The 15,821-nt window shown below is 73.9% G+C and carries 13 protein-coding genes; 10 read left to right on the plus strand and 3 right to left on the minus strand.

Features of this window, described 5'->3' with window-relative positions:
• Positions 1–157 precede the first annotated feature (157 nt).
• On the plus strand, positions 158–1,015 hold the full coding sequence (locus DMH08_RS12295) for a DUF1206 domain-containing protein (RefSeq protein ID WP_125613835.1): 858 nt from the start codon (positions 158–160) through the stop codon (positions 1,013–1,015).
• On the opposite strand, the gene DMH08_RS12300 is transcribed toward DMH08_RS12295, so the two are convergent.
• Entirely contained in the window at positions 1,003–2,079 is a 1,077-nt protein-coding gene (locus tag DMH08_RS12300) for a DUF695 domain-containing protein (RefSeq protein WP_026403881.1), read from the minus strand. The genes DMH08_RS12295 and DMH08_RS12300 overlap by 13 nt on opposite strands.
• Positions 2,080–2,268: 189 nt before the next feature.
• Between DMH08_RS12300 and mnmA the strand changes: the two genes are divergently transcribed.
• The 5 genes from mnmA (at position 2,269) to DMH08_RS12325 (ending at position 9,968) form a co-directional block, all read left to right on the plus strand.
• Positions 2,269–3,345, plus strand: a complete 1,077-nt coding sequence (mnmA, locus tag DMH08_RS12305; RefSeq protein WP_026403880.1) for a tRNA 2-thiouridine(34) synthase MnmA — start codon at positions 2,269–2,271, stop codon at positions 3,343–3,345.
• Between the two features lie 105 nt (positions 3,346–3,450).
• Positions 3,451–4,269 carry an LLM class F420-dependent oxidoreductase gene (locus DMH08_RS12310; protein WP_125613838.1) on the plus strand — a complete coding sequence of 273 codons (819 nt, stop codon included), beginning with the start codon at positions 3,451–3,453 and terminating at the stop codon, positions 4,267–4,269.
• Between the two features lie 24 nt (positions 4,270–4,293).
• The gene (locus DMH08_RS12315; RefSeq protein WP_125613841.1) at positions 4,294–5,304 is read left to right on the plus strand and encodes a methionine synthase; all 1,011 of its coding nucleotides are present in this window, start codon (positions 4,294–4,296) and stop codon (positions 5,302–5,304) included.
• Between the two features lie 147 nt (positions 5,305–5,451).
• Complete coding sequence (gene ligA, locus DMH08_RS12320; RefSeq protein WP_125613844.1) at positions 5,452–7,620, plus strand: NAD-dependent DNA ligase LigA; 2,169 nt, start codon at positions 5,452–5,454, stop codon at positions 7,618–7,620.
• Positions 7,621–7,874: 254 nt separating this feature from the next.
• Positions 7,875–9,968: a putative bifunctional diguanylate cyclase/phosphodiesterase gene (locus DMH08_RS12325; RefSeq protein ID WP_026403876.1), complete on the plus strand. Its 2,094-nt coding sequence runs from the start codon at positions 7,875–7,877 to the stop codon at positions 9,966–9,968.
• Here the strand turns inward: DMH08_RS12325 and DMH08_RS12330 are convergent, their stop codons facing one another.
• A complete protein-coding gene (locus DMH08_RS12330; protein WP_125613846.1) occupies positions 9,969–10,208 on the minus strand; it encodes a DUF6458 family protein in 240 nt (79 codons plus the stop codon). It lies immediately after the preceding gene.
• Between the two features lie 158 nt (positions 10,209–10,366).
• Between DMH08_RS12330 and gatC the strand changes: the two genes are divergently transcribed.
• From gatC to DMH08_RS12350, 4 genes are all read left to right on the plus strand, one after another.
• Positions 10,367–10,666, plus strand: a complete 300-nt coding sequence (gene gatC / locus DMH08_RS12335) for an Asp-tRNA(Asn)/Glu-tRNA(Gln) amidotransferase subunit GatC (RefSeq protein ID WP_026403875.1) — start codon at positions 10,367–10,369, stop codon at positions 10,664–10,666.
• Entirely contained in the window at positions 10,666–12,165 is a 1,500-nt protein-coding gene (gatA, locus tag DMH08_RS12340; protein ID WP_125613849.1) for an Asp-tRNA(Asn)/Glu-tRNA(Gln) amidotransferase subunit GatA, read from the plus strand. The genes gatC and gatA overlap by 1 nt, the downstream gene beginning before the upstream one ends.
• Complete coding sequence (gene gatB / locus DMH08_RS12345) at positions 12,162–13,658, plus strand: Asp-tRNA(Asn)/Glu-tRNA(Gln) amidotransferase subunit GatB (protein ID WP_267898538.1); 1,497 nt, start codon at positions 12,162–12,164, stop codon at positions 13,656–13,658. Before gatA ends, gatB begins: the two co-directional genes overlap by 4 nt.
• An 84-nt stretch (positions 13,659–13,742) precedes the next feature.
• Complete coding sequence (locus DMH08_RS12350; protein ID WP_125613851.1) at positions 13,743–14,630, plus strand: class I SAM-dependent methyltransferase; 888 nt, start codon at positions 13,743–13,745, stop codon at positions 14,628–14,630.
• 89 nt (positions 14,631–14,719) lie between these two features.
• On the opposite strand, the gene DMH08_RS12355 is transcribed toward DMH08_RS12350, so the two are convergent.
• Complete coding sequence (locus DMH08_RS12355; protein WP_125613854.1) at positions 14,720–15,811, minus strand: PQQ-dependent sugar dehydrogenase; 1,092 nt, start codon at positions 15,809–15,811, stop codon at positions 14,720–14,722.
• Positions 15,812–15,821: the final 10 nt, after the last annotated feature.

The following is a 15,821-nucleotide window of genomic DNA, read 5'->3' on the forward strand; positions in this document are numbered from 1 at the left end:
CCGCCCGCACCTGACCCGGCCGCACCTGACCTGCCGCCGGTGACCGCCGCCGGACGGCGGCCTCCCGGCCCCGCCCGCCGTCGGGCCAGGTTTGAGCATCGCCTCCTCGGGGACGGCTTTGCCGTTCGTTGACCGAGGATTGCGAGGACCGAGAGCGATGGCGAGCGTGGCGGACGGCGGCGCGGTGCGGAACGCGGGACGCAGGGCGGCGGGACACCCGTGGTTCCACCGGCTGTCCCGGGTGGGGCTGGCGGCGCGCGGGTTCCTGTACGTGCTGATCGGGGTGCTGGCGCTCCAGATCGCGTTCGGGAACGGCGGCGAGGAGGCCGACCGGAGCGGCGCCCTGACGACCGTCGCCGACAAGCCGGGCGGGACGGTCGTGCTGTGGCTCATGACGGCCGGGTTCGCCGCCCTCGCGCTCTGGCAGTTCGCGGAGGCGCTGTACGGGCGCCCCGTCCCGGACGGCCACAAGGCGCACGAGCGGCTCGGATCGGCCGGGCGCGGGCTCCTCTACGCGGCCGGGTTCGCGGCGATGCTCGGATTCATGCTCGGGCACCAGGGCGCGTCGAGCGACCAGCAGTCCAAAACGTTCACGGCGCGGCTGATGGCCGAGCCGGGCGGGCGCTGGCTCGTCCTCGCGGTCGCCGCCGGGTTCGTCGGCGTCGGCGGGTACGTCCTGTACGCCGCCGCGCGCCGCAAGTTCCTGGACGAGCTCAAGGTCGGTCAGATGGGGCGGCGCGCGCGCCGCGCCGTCGAGCCGCTCGGGGCGGTCGGCAACGCGGCGCGGGGGCTGGTGATCGGCGCGGCCGGGGTGTTCCTCGGCTACGCGGCGGTCAGCTACGACCCGGGGAAGGCGCACGGGCTGGACGGCACGCTCCGCGAGTTCGCCGGGACGCCCGCCGGGGCGTGGGGGCTCGTCGCCGTCGCCCTCGGCGTGGTGGTCTTCGGCGTGTACTCGTGCTGCGAGGCGCGCTGGCGGAAGGTGGAGGCCGTCCGGCCCGGTCAGGGCCGGTAGGGGGCCAGCGCCTTCCAGCCGGGGTCGTTGGTCGAGGAGACCTTCGCCTTGCCCTCCGCCCAGCCCGCGGCGAGCTGGTCGAGGTCGCCGACGACGCCCGAGTCGGGGTCGGCGTACAGGTGGAAGACGCGCAGGCCGTCGCCCGTCTCCCGCACGGCCAGCACCGCCCGGTCGCCGAGCTTGGCGAGCTTCTTCTCGAACGCGTGCAGCGCCCCCGAGGACGGCTCGACCGGCAGCCGGTCGGGGTTGCTGTGCCGGTACGGGACGGTGATCGCGACGTGCAGGTCGCAGAGCGGGTAGTCCTGCCGGTGCAGGGGGAACCGCGCGCCGACCCGGGCGGGATGGCCGCGCGGCGTGCGGCCCTCGCCGCTCAGCCAGGCGGGCTCGCCGAACGGCTCGGCGACCTGCTCGACGACCGCGCCGAGCATCGCGGGCGGCAGCGCGTCGATCGGCGCCTCCATCGCGATCGTCACCTCGCCGACCCAGCGGGCCACGTCGTCCTCGCCGAGCGCCCAGTCGAGGACGTGCGACGCGACCTGCCGCTGCTGCTCCTCGGGGACGAACAGGAAGTCGGGATGGTACGCGGTGATGTGCACCTTCGCTCGTCCGGCGTCGGCCCGCATGCCGAGCCGCACGTACTCCAGGTCGAACTCGTGGTCGCCGAGGACGAGGTCCTGGGAGAGCATCTCCGGGTCGGCCTGGCGGGCGGGGTGGAAGCTCCAGTCGCCGGACGTCTTGGGCGCGGCCCGCACCCACCGCTCGGCGAGGCCGCGCAGCTCGGCGTCGCCGCCGCCGGTCAGCGTCAGCGAGGGCGCCCGGTCCTCGGCGCCGCCGATCTCCCACTGCAGCCCCGGATGGATCCTGTGGACGCGGCGGGACAGCTCCTCGACGATGTCGGCCGACAGCCCCTCGCCCGGCGGCTCGCCCGGCTCCTGCTCGTCCGTCGGACCGGCCGCCAGCGACGACTCGATCGTCGGGCGCGCCTGGCCCCACCATTCCCAGAACTCGCCGACCGCGGGCGGTGCGGTGGCGGACGTGTCGCGCGGACGGCGGAAGATTCCCACCTGTACGTCTCTTCCTTGTCGTGGGGTGACGGGGTCCGGGCCTTCACGGAGCCCGCAGCGTAACCCTACGCGAGCCGCCGGACGATCCGTCGCCGCGTCCCCGCGGCGTCCTGTTCGTCCCGCGGCGCGCCCGTCCGCGCCGTTAACCCGATGTGGGCGGGGCCCCGCAGCGCGTACGCTCGAAGGACTATGACTCTGCGCGTACTCGCCGCCATGTCGGGCGGCGTCGACTCCGCCGTGGCCGCCGCCCGCGCCGCCGAGGCCGGGCACGACGTCACCGGCGTCCACATGGCCCTGTCCAGCAATCCGCAGTCGTACCGGACGGGCGCGCGCGGCTGCTGCACCCTGGAGGACTCCCGGGACGCCCGCCGCGCCGCCGACGTGATCGGCATCCCGTTCTACGTCTGGGACCTCGCGGAGCGCTTCCACGAGGACGTCGTCGAGGACTTCGTCAGCGAGTACGCCGCGGGCCGCACCCCGAACCCGTGCCTGCGCTGCAACGAGAAGATCAAGTTCGCCGCGCTGCTCGACCGCGCGACGGCCCTCGGCTTCGACGCTGTCTGCACCGGCCACTACGCCCGGCTGGAGGACGGCGTCCTGCGCCGCGGCGTCGACGCGGGCAAGGACCAGTCGTACGTCCTGGCCGTGTGCACGCCCGAGCAGCTCGCGCACGCGCTGTTCCCGCTGGGCGACACCGCGAAGGCCGACATCCGCCGCGAAGCCGAGCGGCGCGGCCTCCAGGTCGCCGACAAGCCCGACAGCCACGACATCTGCTTCATCGCCGACGGCGACACCCGCGGCTTCCTCGCCGAGCGCCTCGGCACCGCGAAGGGCCCGATCGTCGACGCCGACGGCAACGAGGTCGGCGAGCACGACGGCGCGTACGCGTACACGATCGGGCAGCGCAAGGGCCTGCGCATCGGCACCCCCGCGCCCGACGGGCGCCCCCGCTACGTCCTCGACATCTCGCCGGTCACGAACACCGTCACCGTCGGCCCCCGCGAGGCCCTCGACGTCCGCGAGATCACCGGCGAGCGCCCGATCTGGCTGAGCGAGCCCCCCGCCGGGCCGTTCGGCTGCCAGGTGCAGCTCCGCGCCCACGGCGAGGTCCACGACTGCACGGCCGAACTCGACGGCGACGTCCTGCGCGTCCGCCTCCGCGCCCCCGCGCGCGGCGTCGCGTCCGGCCAGGCCGCCGTCCTGTACGAGGGCGACCGGGTGCTGGCCTCCGCGACGATCGCCGAGACCGCCCGCGTCCCCGCCTGACCGCCCGTCCGCGGAAGCGGGGCCGCCGTCCCGGACGCCCGCGGCCGGTGGCGGCGGGACGCGCCGTCAGTACGATGCGGCTCTGGCGAGTCTCTGGAGGGTGCCGTGAAGTTCGGTGTGTCCACGTTCGTGACCGATGAGGGCATCGCGCCGGCGGCGCTCGGGCGGGCGCTGGAGGAGCGCGGGTTCGGGTCGCTGTTCCTGGCCGAGCACACGCACATCCCGGTGAAGCGGGAGTCGCCGTGGCCCGGCGGCGCCGAGCTGCCCCGCATCTACTACCGGACGCTCGACCCGTTCGTCGTCCTGTCGGCGGTCGCGAGCGTGACGGAGCGGCTGCGGCTCGGCACCGGGATCGCGCTGGTCGTCCAGCGGGACCCGATCATCCTGGCGAAGGAGGTCGCGTCCCTCGACCTGGTCTCCGGCGGGCGCGCGGTGCTCGGCGTCGGCGCGGGCTGGAACCGGGAGGAGATGCGCAACCACGGCACCGAGCCGAAGACCCGGATGCGGCTGCTGCGCGAGCGCGTGCTGGCCGTCAAGGAGCTGTGGACGAGCGAGGAGGCGGAGTTCCACGGCGAGTTCGTCGACTTCGACCCCGTGTTCAGCTACCCCAAGCCCGTCCAGGACCCGCACCCGCCCGTGCTGATCGGCGGCGCGGGCCCGACCACCTTCGACCGCGTCGCCGAGTTCGGCGACGGCTGGATGCCGATCTACGGACGCGGCACGGACGCCCTCGCCGCGCAGATCGCGGAGCTGCGGAAGCGCGCGGGACGGCGCGTGCCGGTCACGGTGTTCGCCGCGCCCGGCAAGCCCGAGGCCGTCGCGGCGCTCGCGGACGCCGGAGCGGACGAGGTGCTGTTCAACCTCAGGACCGAACCGGAGGACGAGACCCTCCGCCACCTCGACCGCCTCGCGCGCCTGCTGTGATCGCGCGCCGCTAGGCTTTGCCGCGTGAACGACTATCCGTGGGGGGCCGGGGCGGCGACCGGGGTGGGCTCGTATCCGGGCGACGATCCGGAGGAGGTCCTCCGGACCGTGCTCGGGGAGGTGCCCGAGCTGCCGCACCTGCCGGAACTGCCCGCGCGCGGCCCCGGCGCCGACATGGTCGGCCGGTCCGCCGGCCTGCTGGTGGACCTGCCGGTCCACCTCGAGCCGTCCGGGTGGCGGTTCTCCGACCGCCCCGGCCGCGACACCGTCCGCACCCGCGACCACCTGGCGCGCGACCTCGACGTGCTGGAGGAGGTCGCGGGGACGCACGACGGGCCGTTCAAGGTCCAGGTGTGCGGCCCGTGGACGCTGGCGAGCACCATCGAGCTGCGGCACGGCGACCGCGCGATCAAGGACCCGGGCGCCGTCCGCGACCTGGCCGCGTCGCTCGCCGAGGGCGTGGCGGCGCACGTCGCGGACGTCCGGCGGCGCCTGCCCGCGGCCCGCATCCTGCTCCAGCTGGACGAACCGGCCCTGCCGGCGGTGCTCGCGGGAACGGTCCCGACGGCGAGCGGGTTCGGGCGCCTGCGCGCGATCGAGGAGCCGGTCGCCGAGGACGTCCTGCGGCGGACGATCGACGCGGCCTGCGCCGACGGCGCCGCGTACCCGCTCGTCCACTGCTGCGCCCGGAACGTCCCGTACGGGCTGCTGCGCCGCGCGGGCGCGCAGGCGCTCTCGATCGACCTGCGGCACGTGCCGAGGCGCGACGACGACGCCGTGGGGGAGACGATCGACGCGGGCGTGGGCCTGCTCCTCGGCGCGGTCCCGGCGACCGACGCGGCCCTGCCGCCGCTGCGCGCGACGGCCGAGCCGGTCCGCGAGCTGTGGCGGCGGCTCGGGTTCCCGCCCGCGCGGCTGGCGCGCCAGGTCGTCGTCACGCCCGCCTGCGGGATGGCGGGAGCCTCGCCCCGGTACGTCCGGGAGGCCCTGAAACGCTGCCGCGACACGGCGCGGATGCTGTTCGAAGCCGCCTGACCGCCGCCCCGGGGCATAGCCCTGCGGAGCGGAGGGTGGCGGTCAGGCCGCTTTTGCCGGGGGGTGGGGGTCGTCCCCCCACAGTGACCTCGAAGAGTAGGGCGCGCCCCCTGCCGGAATGTCGGTGGCAGCGGGGAAAATAGGGGCATGACCACGAGCGATGGTGTTCCCAGCGAGGCACGGCAGCGGCATCTGGAGCTGAGCGAGCGGATCGACGAGGGCAACTACCGCTACTACGTCCTCGACCGGCCCACGCTCTCCGACGCCGAGTACGACCGCATGATGCGGGAGCTGGGGGAGCTGGAGGAGCGGCACCCCGAACTGGTCACGCCCGACTCGCCCACCCAGAAGGTCGGCGCGCCGATCACCACCGACTTCGCGACCGTCGCGCATCGGGAGCGGATGCAGAGCCTCGACAACGCGATGAACGCCGACGAGCTGCTCGCCTGGGACGAGCGCGTCGTCAAGGAGGTCGGCGAGGTCGCGGGCTACCTGTGCGAGCTGAAGATCGACGGCCTGGCGATCGCGGTGACGTACGAGCGGGGGCGGTTCGCCCGCGCCGTCACCCGCGGCGACGGGCGCACCGGCGAGGACGTCACGCACAACGTGCGGACGATCGCCGACCTCCCGGGCCGCCTCGCGGGGGACGGCTGGCCGGGCGTCCTGGAGGTCCGCGGCGAGGTCTTCCTGCCCGTCGAGGGGTTCGAGCAGGTCAACACGGCCCAGGTCGAGGCGGGCAAGGAGCCGTTCGCCAACCCGCGCAACGCGGCGGCCGGGTCGCTGCGGCAGAAGGACCCGCGGGTCACCGCGAAGCGGCCGCTCGGCATGCTGGTCCACGGGTTCGGCGCCTGGGAGGGCGGGACGCGGCCGCAGAGCCAGTCCGGGGCGTACGAGCTGATGCGCGCGTGGGGCCTGCCGGTCAGCGACCGGTACAAGGTCGTCGGCGGGATGGACGCCGTCCGCGAGTACATCGCCGAGTACGGCGAGCACCGGCACGACCCCGCGTACGAGATCGACGGGGTCGTGGTGAAGGTCGACCAGTTCGCGCTGCAGCGGCGGCTCGGCTCGACGAGCCGCGCGCCGCGCTGGGCGATCGCGTGGAAGTACCCGCCGCAGGAGGTCAACACCCGGCTCCTCGACATCAAGGTCGGCGTGGGCCGGACCGGCCGCGTCACCCCGTACGGGGTGATGGCCCCGGTGAAGGTCGCCGGGTCGACGGTCGAGCGGGCGACGCTGCACAACGCGGGCGAGGTCGTGCGCAAGGGCGTCCTGATCGGCGACACGGTCGTCCTGCGCAAGGCCGGGGACGTCATCCCGGAGATCGTCGCGCCCGTCACGGCCCTGCGGGACGGCTCGGAGCGCGAGTTCGCCATGCCGACGCACTGCCCGGAGTGCGGCACCGAGCTGGCGTACGAGAAGGAGGGCGACGCCGACATCCGCTGCCCGAACGCCCGGTCGTGCCCCGCGCAGCTGCGGGAGCGGCTGTTCTTCGTCGCGAGCCGCAACGCGCTCGACATCGAGGCGCTCGGGTACGTCGCGGCGACCGCGCTGACGCAGCCGCTGGAGCCGGCCGACCCGCCGGTGAAGAACGAGGGCGACCTGTTCCACCTGACCGTGGACGAGCTGCTGCCGATCAAGAGCCTGGTGCTCGACCCCGACAGCGGCACCCCGAAGATCGATCCGAAGACGGGGGAGCGGAAGGAGGTCACGTTCTTCGCCAACAAGGAGGGGGAGCCGAAGAAGACGGTCGGCGTCCTCTTCGAGGAGCTGGAGAAGGCGAAGAAGCAGCCGCTGTGGCGGGTGCTGGTGGCCCTGTCGATCCGGCACGTCGGGCCGTCCGCCGCGCGCGACCTGGCCCGCGAGATGGGCTCGATCGACGCGATCGCGAACGCGACCGAGGAGGAGCTCGCGGCGGTCGACGGCGTCGGCCCGACGATCGCGGCGTCGATCACGTCCTGGTTCGCGGTCGACTGGCACCGCGAGATCGTCGACAAGTGGCGCGCGGCGGGCGTCCGGATGGAGGACGAGGGCGCCGCGGGCCCGCGCCCCCTGCAGGGCGTCACGGTGGTGATCACCGGTTCGCTGGAGGCGTACAGCCGCGACTCGGCGACCGAGGCGGTGCAGCGGCTCGGCGGCAAGGTGTCGGGGTCGGTGTCGAAGAAGACGGGGTTCGTGGTCGTCGGTGACAGCCCCGGGTCGAAGTATGACAAAGCGATGAAGCTCGGCGTGCCCGTCCTGGAGGAGGACGGCTTCCGGGTTCTCCTGGCGGACGGGCCGGAAGCGGCCAAAAAAGTCGCTGTCAGTGCGGAAGAGTGACGAAATGTGGTTGACCGGGGCCCACCAGCTTTGCGTTACTCAGGGGTACACTTTCACTACCCACCGGAGAGGGGCGGGCGCGACCCGGGCATAACGGAACGTACGCAACCGGTTTCGCGAAGTTCGTCGGAGGTCGTACTCTCCCTCTCATCACGACACACCTGAATCACCGGACGTATCACCCGGGGGTGTCCCCGCGGTACGGCACGTCCGGTTCCGGGGGACGTCCCCCGCGAATCCCCCCGAGGATGGTGATGAAGGACCCGAACAACACGCGGAACACGGCGCCGCGCCGCGGTTCCCCGTTGTGGATCTACATCGTCGTCGTCATCGTGCTGGGCATCGTGGCGGGCGGCTCCGCCTTCGCCGGGCTCACCGGTCCCGACCTGGACGCGCTCCTCGGCAACCCCGTCTTCTGGATCCTGGGCTGCTTCATCGTCTTCGGCGAGATGCGGCCGATCATCACCCCGGGCTCCACCGAGAACAACGGCGCCACGACCTCCACCACGTTCGCGTTCGCCGCGCTGCTGTACGCGGGCCTCCCGGTCGCCGCCGCCCTCCAGGCCGTCGCGGTCGTCACCTGCGGCATCTTCCGCGGCCGCACCACGCACCGGATCGCGTTCAACGTCGCCCAGTACACCCTCAGCCTCGGCGCCGCCCAGCTCGCGCTCGCCCTCACCGGCGACCTCGCGACCCCGTCCGCGCTCTGGGTGCCGGACGGCTCCGACCTGCCGGCCATCGCCCTCGCCGGGACCGTCTACTTCATCTGCAACGACACGCTCGTCGGCGCCGCCGTCGCCCTGCACGAGCGCGTCTCGCTGCTGAAGGCCATGCGGTTCGACTTCGGCTACCAGGTCCTGGTCCACCTCGCGCTGCTCGGCCTCGCCCCGCTGATGGTCGTCGCGATGGACCGCTCGGCCGCGTTCGTCCCGCTGATCGTGCTGCCGTTCATCGCCGTGTACCTGAACGCGTCCGTGTCCGTCCGGCGCGAGCACCAGGCCCTGCACGACGCGCTCACCGGGCTCCCGAACCGCAAGCTGCTGATCGTCCGCACCGAGGAGGCGCTCGCCGAGGCCCGCGGCGAGGACGCCCACCGGCACCTGCGCGGGCGCCGCCGCAAGACGGCCGAGCCGCCCCGCCGCGCCGGGCTGTTCCTGCTCGACCTCGACCGGTTCAAGGAGGTCAACGACACTCTCGGGCACCCCACCGGCGACCGCCTCCTGCAACTCGTCGCGCACCGGCTCACCCACAGCGTCCGCCCCGGCGACCTCGTGGCGCGCCTCGGCGGCGACGAGTTCGCCGTGCTGCTGCCGACCGTCCGCGACGAGGACGCCGCCCGCGAGGTCGCCGCCCGACTCCGCGCCGCGCTCAGCGAGCCCGTCCGGCTGGACGGCCTGTCGTTCGACCTCGAGGCCAGCGTCGGCATCGCGCTGTTCCCCGACCACGCCCCCGACTTCGAGCTCCTGCTGCAGCGCGCCGACGTCGCCATGTACAACGCGAAGGAGTCCCGCACCGGCGTCGAGGTGTACTCCCCGCAGAAGGACCGCAACTCCCCGGCGCGCCTCACCATGCTCGGCGACCTGCGCCGCGCCGTCGACCGCTCCGAGCTGGAGCTCTTCTACCAGCCGAAGGTCTCCCTCCGCGACGGCCAGCTCGTCGGCATGGAGGCGCTGCTGCGCTGGCGCCACCCCGAGCAGGGCCTCCTCGAACCCGAGGCGTTCCTGTCCGTCGCCGAGCAGACGTACCTGATGCGCTCCATCACCCACCACGTCGTCGAGGCCGCCCTCGCGCAGACCGCCGCCTGGTGGCGGGAGAACCTCGCCGTCCAGGTCGCGGTGAACGCCTCCGGCCGCGACCTCCTCGACACCGGCCTCACCGAGACCATCGAGGAGGGGCTGCTGGCCCGCGGGCTGCCCACCGCCGCGCTCCAGCTGGAGATCACCGAGCGGATCCTGATGAACGAGCCCGCGTACGCGTCCGACACCGTCGCCGCGCTCGCCGAACTCGGGATCCCGCTCAGCCTGGACGACTTCGGCACCGGCTACTCGTCCCTCGTGCGGCTCAAGCGGCTCCCCGTCGAGGAGATCAAGATCGACGCCTCGTTCGTCCGCCGGCTCACCGAGTCGTCCGACGACGCGGTGATCGTCCGCTCGATCGTGGACCTCGTCCGGACGCTCGGGCTGCGCTCCGTCGCCGAGGGCGTCGAGGACCCGCAGACCGCGAGCGCCCTCCGCGAGATGGGCTGCGACGCCGCTCAGGGCTGGCACTTCGGCCGCCCGATGGACGCCGAGACCGCCACCGAGTGGCTCCGCCGCCACATGGACCGCGCCCCCGAGCCCGCGGCGTGATCAGTAGCGGCGGGGGCCGTCCTCGTAGTAGCGCTCCTCGCGCACCGCGGGCGGGGGGCGGCGGTCGACCGCGCGGCGCGCGGACGCGATGCGGACCAGGCCGATGACGAGGCCGATCAGGCCGCCGACCATGAGGATCACGCCGACCAGCCGGATGTCGACGCCGCTGAGGTCGAAGTCGACCGCGTAGGCCAGGACGGCCCCTACGATGATCAATGCGATGCTGCCGCCGATGGTCACGTCGGCTCCTCTCGTCGTCCAAGGGGGACCAACGAGAGATTCCCTCCAGGGGAGGTTGAAACGGCGCGCCGGGTCCCGCCAGCGCAATCCGGTCGGGCGGAGAGGGCCCGACCCATAGGATGGGACCCAACCCAATCGAATCCAGGAACGGTTTACTCATGTCCGCCATCACCCGTGACGAGGTGGCGCACCTCGCCCGGCTGTCCCGGCTGGCGCTCGGCGACGATGAGCTCGATCATCTCGCGGGCCAGCTCGACCAGATCATCTCCGCGGTATCGCGGGTGCAGGAGGTCGCGGCGGAGGACATCCCGCCGACCTCGCACGCGCTGCCGCTGACCAACGTCTACCGGGCCGACGAGGTCCGGCCCTCCCTGCCGCCGGAGCAGGCCCTCGCGGGCGCCCCGGCCGCCGAGGAGCAGCGCTTCCGGGTGCCGCGGATCCTGGGGGAGGAAGCCTGATGAGCGAGCTGGTCAGGAAGGGCGCCGCCGAACTCGGCGAGCTGATGGCCGCGGGCGAGGCGTCCGCCGTCGAGGTCGCCGAGGCGCACCTCGACCGCATCGCCGCCGTCGACGGGCGCGTGCACGCGTTCCTGCACGTCGACCGCGAGACGACCCTCGCGCAGGCCCGCGCGATCGACGAGCGCCGCGCGGCGGGGGAGGAGCTCGGCCCGCTGGCCGGCGTCCCGATCGCGCACAAGGACGTCTTCACCACCCGCGACATGCCCACCACCGCCGGGTCCCGGATCCTCGAGGGGTGGCGGCCGCCGTACGACGCGACCGTGACGGCCCGCCTGCGCGAGGCCGGGCTCGTCATCCTCGGCAAGACGAACATGGACGAGTTCGCCATGGGCTCGTCCACGGAGAACAGCGCCTACGGCGTCACCCGCAACCCGTGGGACCTCGAGCGCATCCCGGGCGGCTCGTCCGGCGGGTCGTCCGCGGCGGTCGCCGCCTACGAGGCCCCGCTGTCGACGGGCACCGACACCGGCGGCTCGATCCGGCAGCCCGCGGCGGTCACCGGCATCGTCGGCGCGAAGCCCACCTACGGCGGCTCGTCCCGGTACGGGATCATCGCGTTCGCGTCGTCGCTCGACACGCCGGGCCCGTTCGCCCGCAACGTCCTCGACGCGGCGCTGCTGCACGAGGCGTTCAGCGGCCACGACCGGATGGACTCGACCTCGGTCGACCGCCCCGTCCCGCCCGTCGTCGAGGCGGCGCGCCGCGCGGACGTCAACGGCCTGCGCGTCGGCGTCGTGAAGGAGTTCGCCGGGGACGGCTACCAGCCCGGCGTCACGGCCCGGTTCGACGAGACCGTCGAGCTGCTGGAGTCGCTCGGCGCGAAGGTCGTCGAGGTCTCCTGCCCGAACTTCACGTACGCGCTGCCCGCGTACTACCTGATCGCCCCGTCGGAGTGCTCGTCCAACCTGGCCCGGTTCGACGCCATGCGCTACGGCCTGCGCGTCGGCGACGACGGCACCCGCAGCGCCGAGGAGGTCATGGCGCTGACCCGCGCCGAGGGCTTCGGGCCCGAGGTGAAGCGGCGGATCATGCTCGGCACGTACGCGCTGTCGTCCGGCTACTACGACGCCTACTACGGCAAGGCGCAGCAGGTCCGGACGCTCATCAAGCGCGACTTCGAGGCCGCGTTCGAGCAGGTCGACGTGCTGATCTCGCCGACCACGCCGACGACGGCGTTCCCGATCGGCGAGCGCGCCGACGACCCCATGGCCATGTACCTGGCCGACCTGTGCACGATCCCGTCGAACCTCGCCGGGAACGCCGCCGTCTCGGTGCCGTGCGGGCTGGCCGACGGCCTGCCGGTCGGCCTGCAGATCATGGCCCCGACCCTCGGCGACGACCGCGTCTACCGCGTCGGCGCCGCCGTCGAGCGCGCCCTCGAGGACCGCTGGGGCGGCCCGCTGCTCAAGCAGGCCCCGGAACTGGTGGAGGCAAAGTGACCACGGCGACCTTCATGCCCTACGAGGAAGCGCTCGCGAAGTACGAGCCGGTGCTCGGGATCGAGACGCACATCGAGCTGGGCACCGCGTCGAAGATGTTCTGCGGCTGCCCGACGGCGTTCGGGGCGGAGCCCAACACGCAGGTGTGCCCGGTGTGCCTCGGCCTGCCCGGCGCCCTGCCGGTGACGAACCACGCCGCGATCGAGGGCATCGTCAAGATCGGGCTCGCGCTGAACTGCGACATCGTGGAGTGGTGCCGGTTCGCCCGGAAGAACTACTTCTACCCGGACATGCCGAAGAACTTCCAGATCTCGCAGTACGACGAGCCGCTCTGCGTCGACGGCCACCTGGACGTCGAGGTCGAGGGCGAGACGTACCGCATCGAGATCGAGCGCGTCCACATGGAGGAGGACACCGGCAAGTCGCTGCACGTCGGCGGCAGCACGGGCCGCATCCACGGCGCCGAGTTCTCGCTCGTCGACTACAACCGCGCGGGCATCCCGCTGGTCGAGATCGTCACCAAGCCGATCGTCGCGACCGGCGACCGCGCGCCCCTCGTGGCCCGCGCGTACGCGACGGAGCTGCGCGAGCTCGTCCGCTCCCTGGGCGTCTCGGACGTCCGGATGGAGGAGGGCTCGATGCGCTGCGACGTCAACGTGTCGCTGATGCCGCGCGGCGCCGACGAGTGGGGCACCCGCACCGAGACGAAGAACGTCAACTCGCTGCGCTCGGTCGAGCGGGCCGTCCGGTCCGAGATCGAGCGGCAGGCGGGCGTCCTGTCCGAGGGCGGGCGGATCGTGCAGGAGACCCGCCACTTCCACGAGGACACGGGCGGCACCACCAGCGGGCGCAGCAAGGAGGAGGCGCAGGACTACCGGTACTTCCCCGAGCCCGACCTGGTGCCGATGGCGCCGTCGCGGGAGTGGGTCGAGGAGCTGCGCGCGTCGCTGCCCGAGCTGCCCGCCGCCCGCCGCGCCCGCATCCAGCGGGAGTGGAACCTGTCCGACCTCGAACTGCGGGACGTCGTCAACGCGGGGGCCGTCGACCTCATCGAGTCGACGATCGCCGCGGGCGCCGACGCCGCGGCCGCCCGCAAGTGGTGGATGAACGAGCTGTCCCGTCGCGCGACCGAGCAGGGCGTCGAACTGGCCGACCTGCCGATCACGCCGGAGCAGGTCGCGCGCGTCCAGGCGATGATCACCGCCGGCGAGCTGAACGACAAGCTGGCCCGGCAGGTCTTCACCGGCGTCCTCGCCGGCGAGGGCGCCCCCGACGAGGTCGTCGCGGCGCGGGGCCTCAAGATCGTCAGCGACGAGGGCGAGCTGAACTCGGTCATCGACCAGGTGATCGCGGACAACGCCGACGTCGCCGACAAGATCCGCGCGGGGAAGGTCGCCGCCGCCGGCGCGCTCGTCGGCGCCGTCATGAAGGCGACCCGCGGCCAGGCCGACGCGGGCCGCGCCCGCGAGCTGATCCTGGCGAAGCTGTCCTGACGCCCCGCCGCCCCGCGGCTCCGCGCCGCGGGGCGGCGGAAAACCGATGGCCCGCCCGGCACGCCGCCGGTTAGCGTCGCGCGTGTGATCCATCAGCACCCGCTGGCCTACCTGCTCGGCATCGAGGGCCTCGCCCTCCTGCGCGCGTTCACCGGCGAGCACGACCGCGCGTTCGTCGAGGCGCGCCTCGGCGAGGTCCGGCGCCTGCTGGACGACCCGTCCCTGCGGCACGCCGTGGACGCCGAGCGCGTCGACGTCGTGGACGGCTACCGCTCCTGGGCGCCCGCCTACGACGAGGGCGCCAACGCCGCGTTCGACGTCGAGGCGCCCGTCCTGGCGGAGATCCTGGACACGATCCCGCCGGGCGTCGCCCTCGACGCCGCCTGCGGCACCGGCCGCCACACCTCGCTCCTCGCCCGCCGCGGCCACCGCCCCATCGGCGTGGACGCGTCGCCGGACATGCTCGCCCGGGCCCGCGCCCGCGTCCCGGAAGCGTGCTTCGTCCGCGGCGACCTGCACCGCCTGCCGGTGCGGGACGCCTCGGTGGACCTGGTCGTGACCGGGCTCGCCCTCATGCACGTCCCGGACATCGCCCCGGTGCTGGCCGAGTTCGCGCGCGTGCTGCGTCCGGGCGGCGACCTGGTGGTCTCGGACGTGCACCCGGACCACGTCGCGCGGGGCTCGGTCCCGCCCGTCCGGGACGCCGAGGGCCGACCCGGACGCTTGGTGGCGCACCGGCACACGGTGGGCGACCACGTCCGCGCCGCGCTCGGCGCGGGCCTGGAGGTCCGCCGCTGCGAGGAGCCCGTGCCGCCCGCCCCGCCGCGACCGGAGGGCCCGCCCCCGGCCGGTCCGGGCCCGTGGGACGTGTGGCCGTGGTCCCTCGCGCCGCTCGTCCCGGACGCCGCGGCCGCCGCGGCGGCCGGCGTCCCGGCGATCCTGCTCCTCCACCACCGCCGCCCCGCCTCCTGACGGTGCGGGACGGCCGCGGCCGCGGGATCGGCGGTTTCGGGCGGTGGATACCTCGGCGATGGGATCGTCCGCAATGGGGGTTCTGTGGATTATGGGAGTGGGACGGTGAGGATTCGGTCGTCCGAATCCGCGGGGTCGCCGCGACCGTCGCGGTTGCTCGTGGTGACCCAGAGGGTGCCGTCCGGGGCCCGGACGGCCGCCCGCAGGCGGCCGTACTCGCCCCGCAGGCGGGCGCGGGGCTCCCCGGCGCCGCCGTCCGCCAGCGGGACCTCCCAGAGGCGCTCGCCCGCGAGCGCGGCGGCCCACAGGGAGCCGTTCGCGTAGGCGAGGCCGGACGGGGACGCCTCGTCGGTCGTCCAGGTGACGAGGGGGTCGACGAACTCGTCGTCGGGCGAGCCCTCGCCCTCGACCTCGGGCCAGCCGTAGTTGCCGCCCTTCTCGATCAGGTTCACCTCGTCGAACTCGTTCTGGCCGAACTCGGTGGCGTAGAGGCGGTTCCGGTCGTCCCACGCGATGCCCTGCACGTTGCGGTGGCCGTAGGACCAGACGCGGTTGCCGAACGGGTTGCCGGGGGCCGGGGCGCCCTCGGGGGTGACGCGGAGGATCTTGCCGCCGAGGGAGTCGCGGTCCTGCGCGAGGGACGGGTCGCCGACCTCGCCGGTCGTGACGTAGAGCATGCCGTCGGGGCCGAACGCGAGGCGTCCGCCGTTGTGGTTCGAGCCCTTCGGGATGCCGGTGACGACCGGCTGCGGGTCGCCGAGCCGTCGTCCGTCGTAGGCGGCCCGGACGACGCGGTTGTCGTCGGCCGCGGTGTAGTACAGGTAGACGAGGCGGTCGTCGTCGAACGCGGGGGACACGGCGACGCCGAGCAGGCCGCCCTCGCCGAGCGGGTCGACGCCCGGGACCGTGGCGACGGCCGAGGTCTCGCCGGACGGGGCGACGCGCAGGAGCCGGGCGCTCTGCCGTTCGGTGACGAGGGCGTCGCCGCCGGGCAGGAACGCCACGGCCCACGGCACCTCGAGGTCCGTCGCCACGGGGCGGACGGACCCCGCCGGGGCGGACGGACCGGGCGGCGGGCTCGCGGAGCCGCCGGAGCCGCCGGAGCCGCCGCCCGAGGAGCAGGCGCCCAGGGCGAGCACGGTCGCCAGGACGGCCGCCGGGACGGTCGGGTGCTTGCGCATGATGGGCCTC

This window comes from Actinomadura sp. WAC 06369, assembly GCF_003947565.1.
Classification (GTDB): domain Bacteria; phylum Actinomycetota; class Actinomycetes; order Streptosporangiales; family Streptosporangiaceae; genus Spirillospora; species Spirillospora rifamycini.

Excerpts from the sequence above, each read along its gene's own strand:
- DMH08_RS12295 (WP_125613835.1), top strand. The coding sequence starts at position 158 with ATGGCGAGCGTGGCGGACGGCGGCGCGGTGCGGAACGCGGGACGCAGG.
- mnmA (WP_026403880.1), top strand. The coding sequence starts at position 2,269 with ATGACTCTGCGCGTACTCGCCGCCATGTCGGGCGGCGTCGACTCCGCC.
- ligA (WP_125613844.1), top strand. The coding sequence starts at position 5,452 with ATGACCACGAGCGATGGTGTTCCCAGCGAGGCACGGCAGCGGCATCTG.
- DMH08_RS12325 (WP_026403876.1), top strand. The coding sequence starts at position 7,875 with ATGAAGGACCCGAACAACACGCGGAACACGGCGCCGCGCCGCGGTTCC.
- gatC (WP_026403875.1), top strand. The coding sequence starts at position 10,367 with ATGTCCGCCATCACCCGTGACGAGGTGGCGCACCTCGCCCGGCTGTCC.
- gatA (WP_125613849.1), top strand. The coding sequence starts at position 10,666 with ATGAGCGAGCTGGTCAGGAAGGGCGCCGCCGAACTCGGCGAGCTGATG.
- DMH08_RS12355 (WP_125613854.1), bottom strand. The coding sequence starts at position 15,811 with ATGCGCAAGCACCCGACCGTCCCGGCGGCCGTCCTGGCGACCGTGCTC.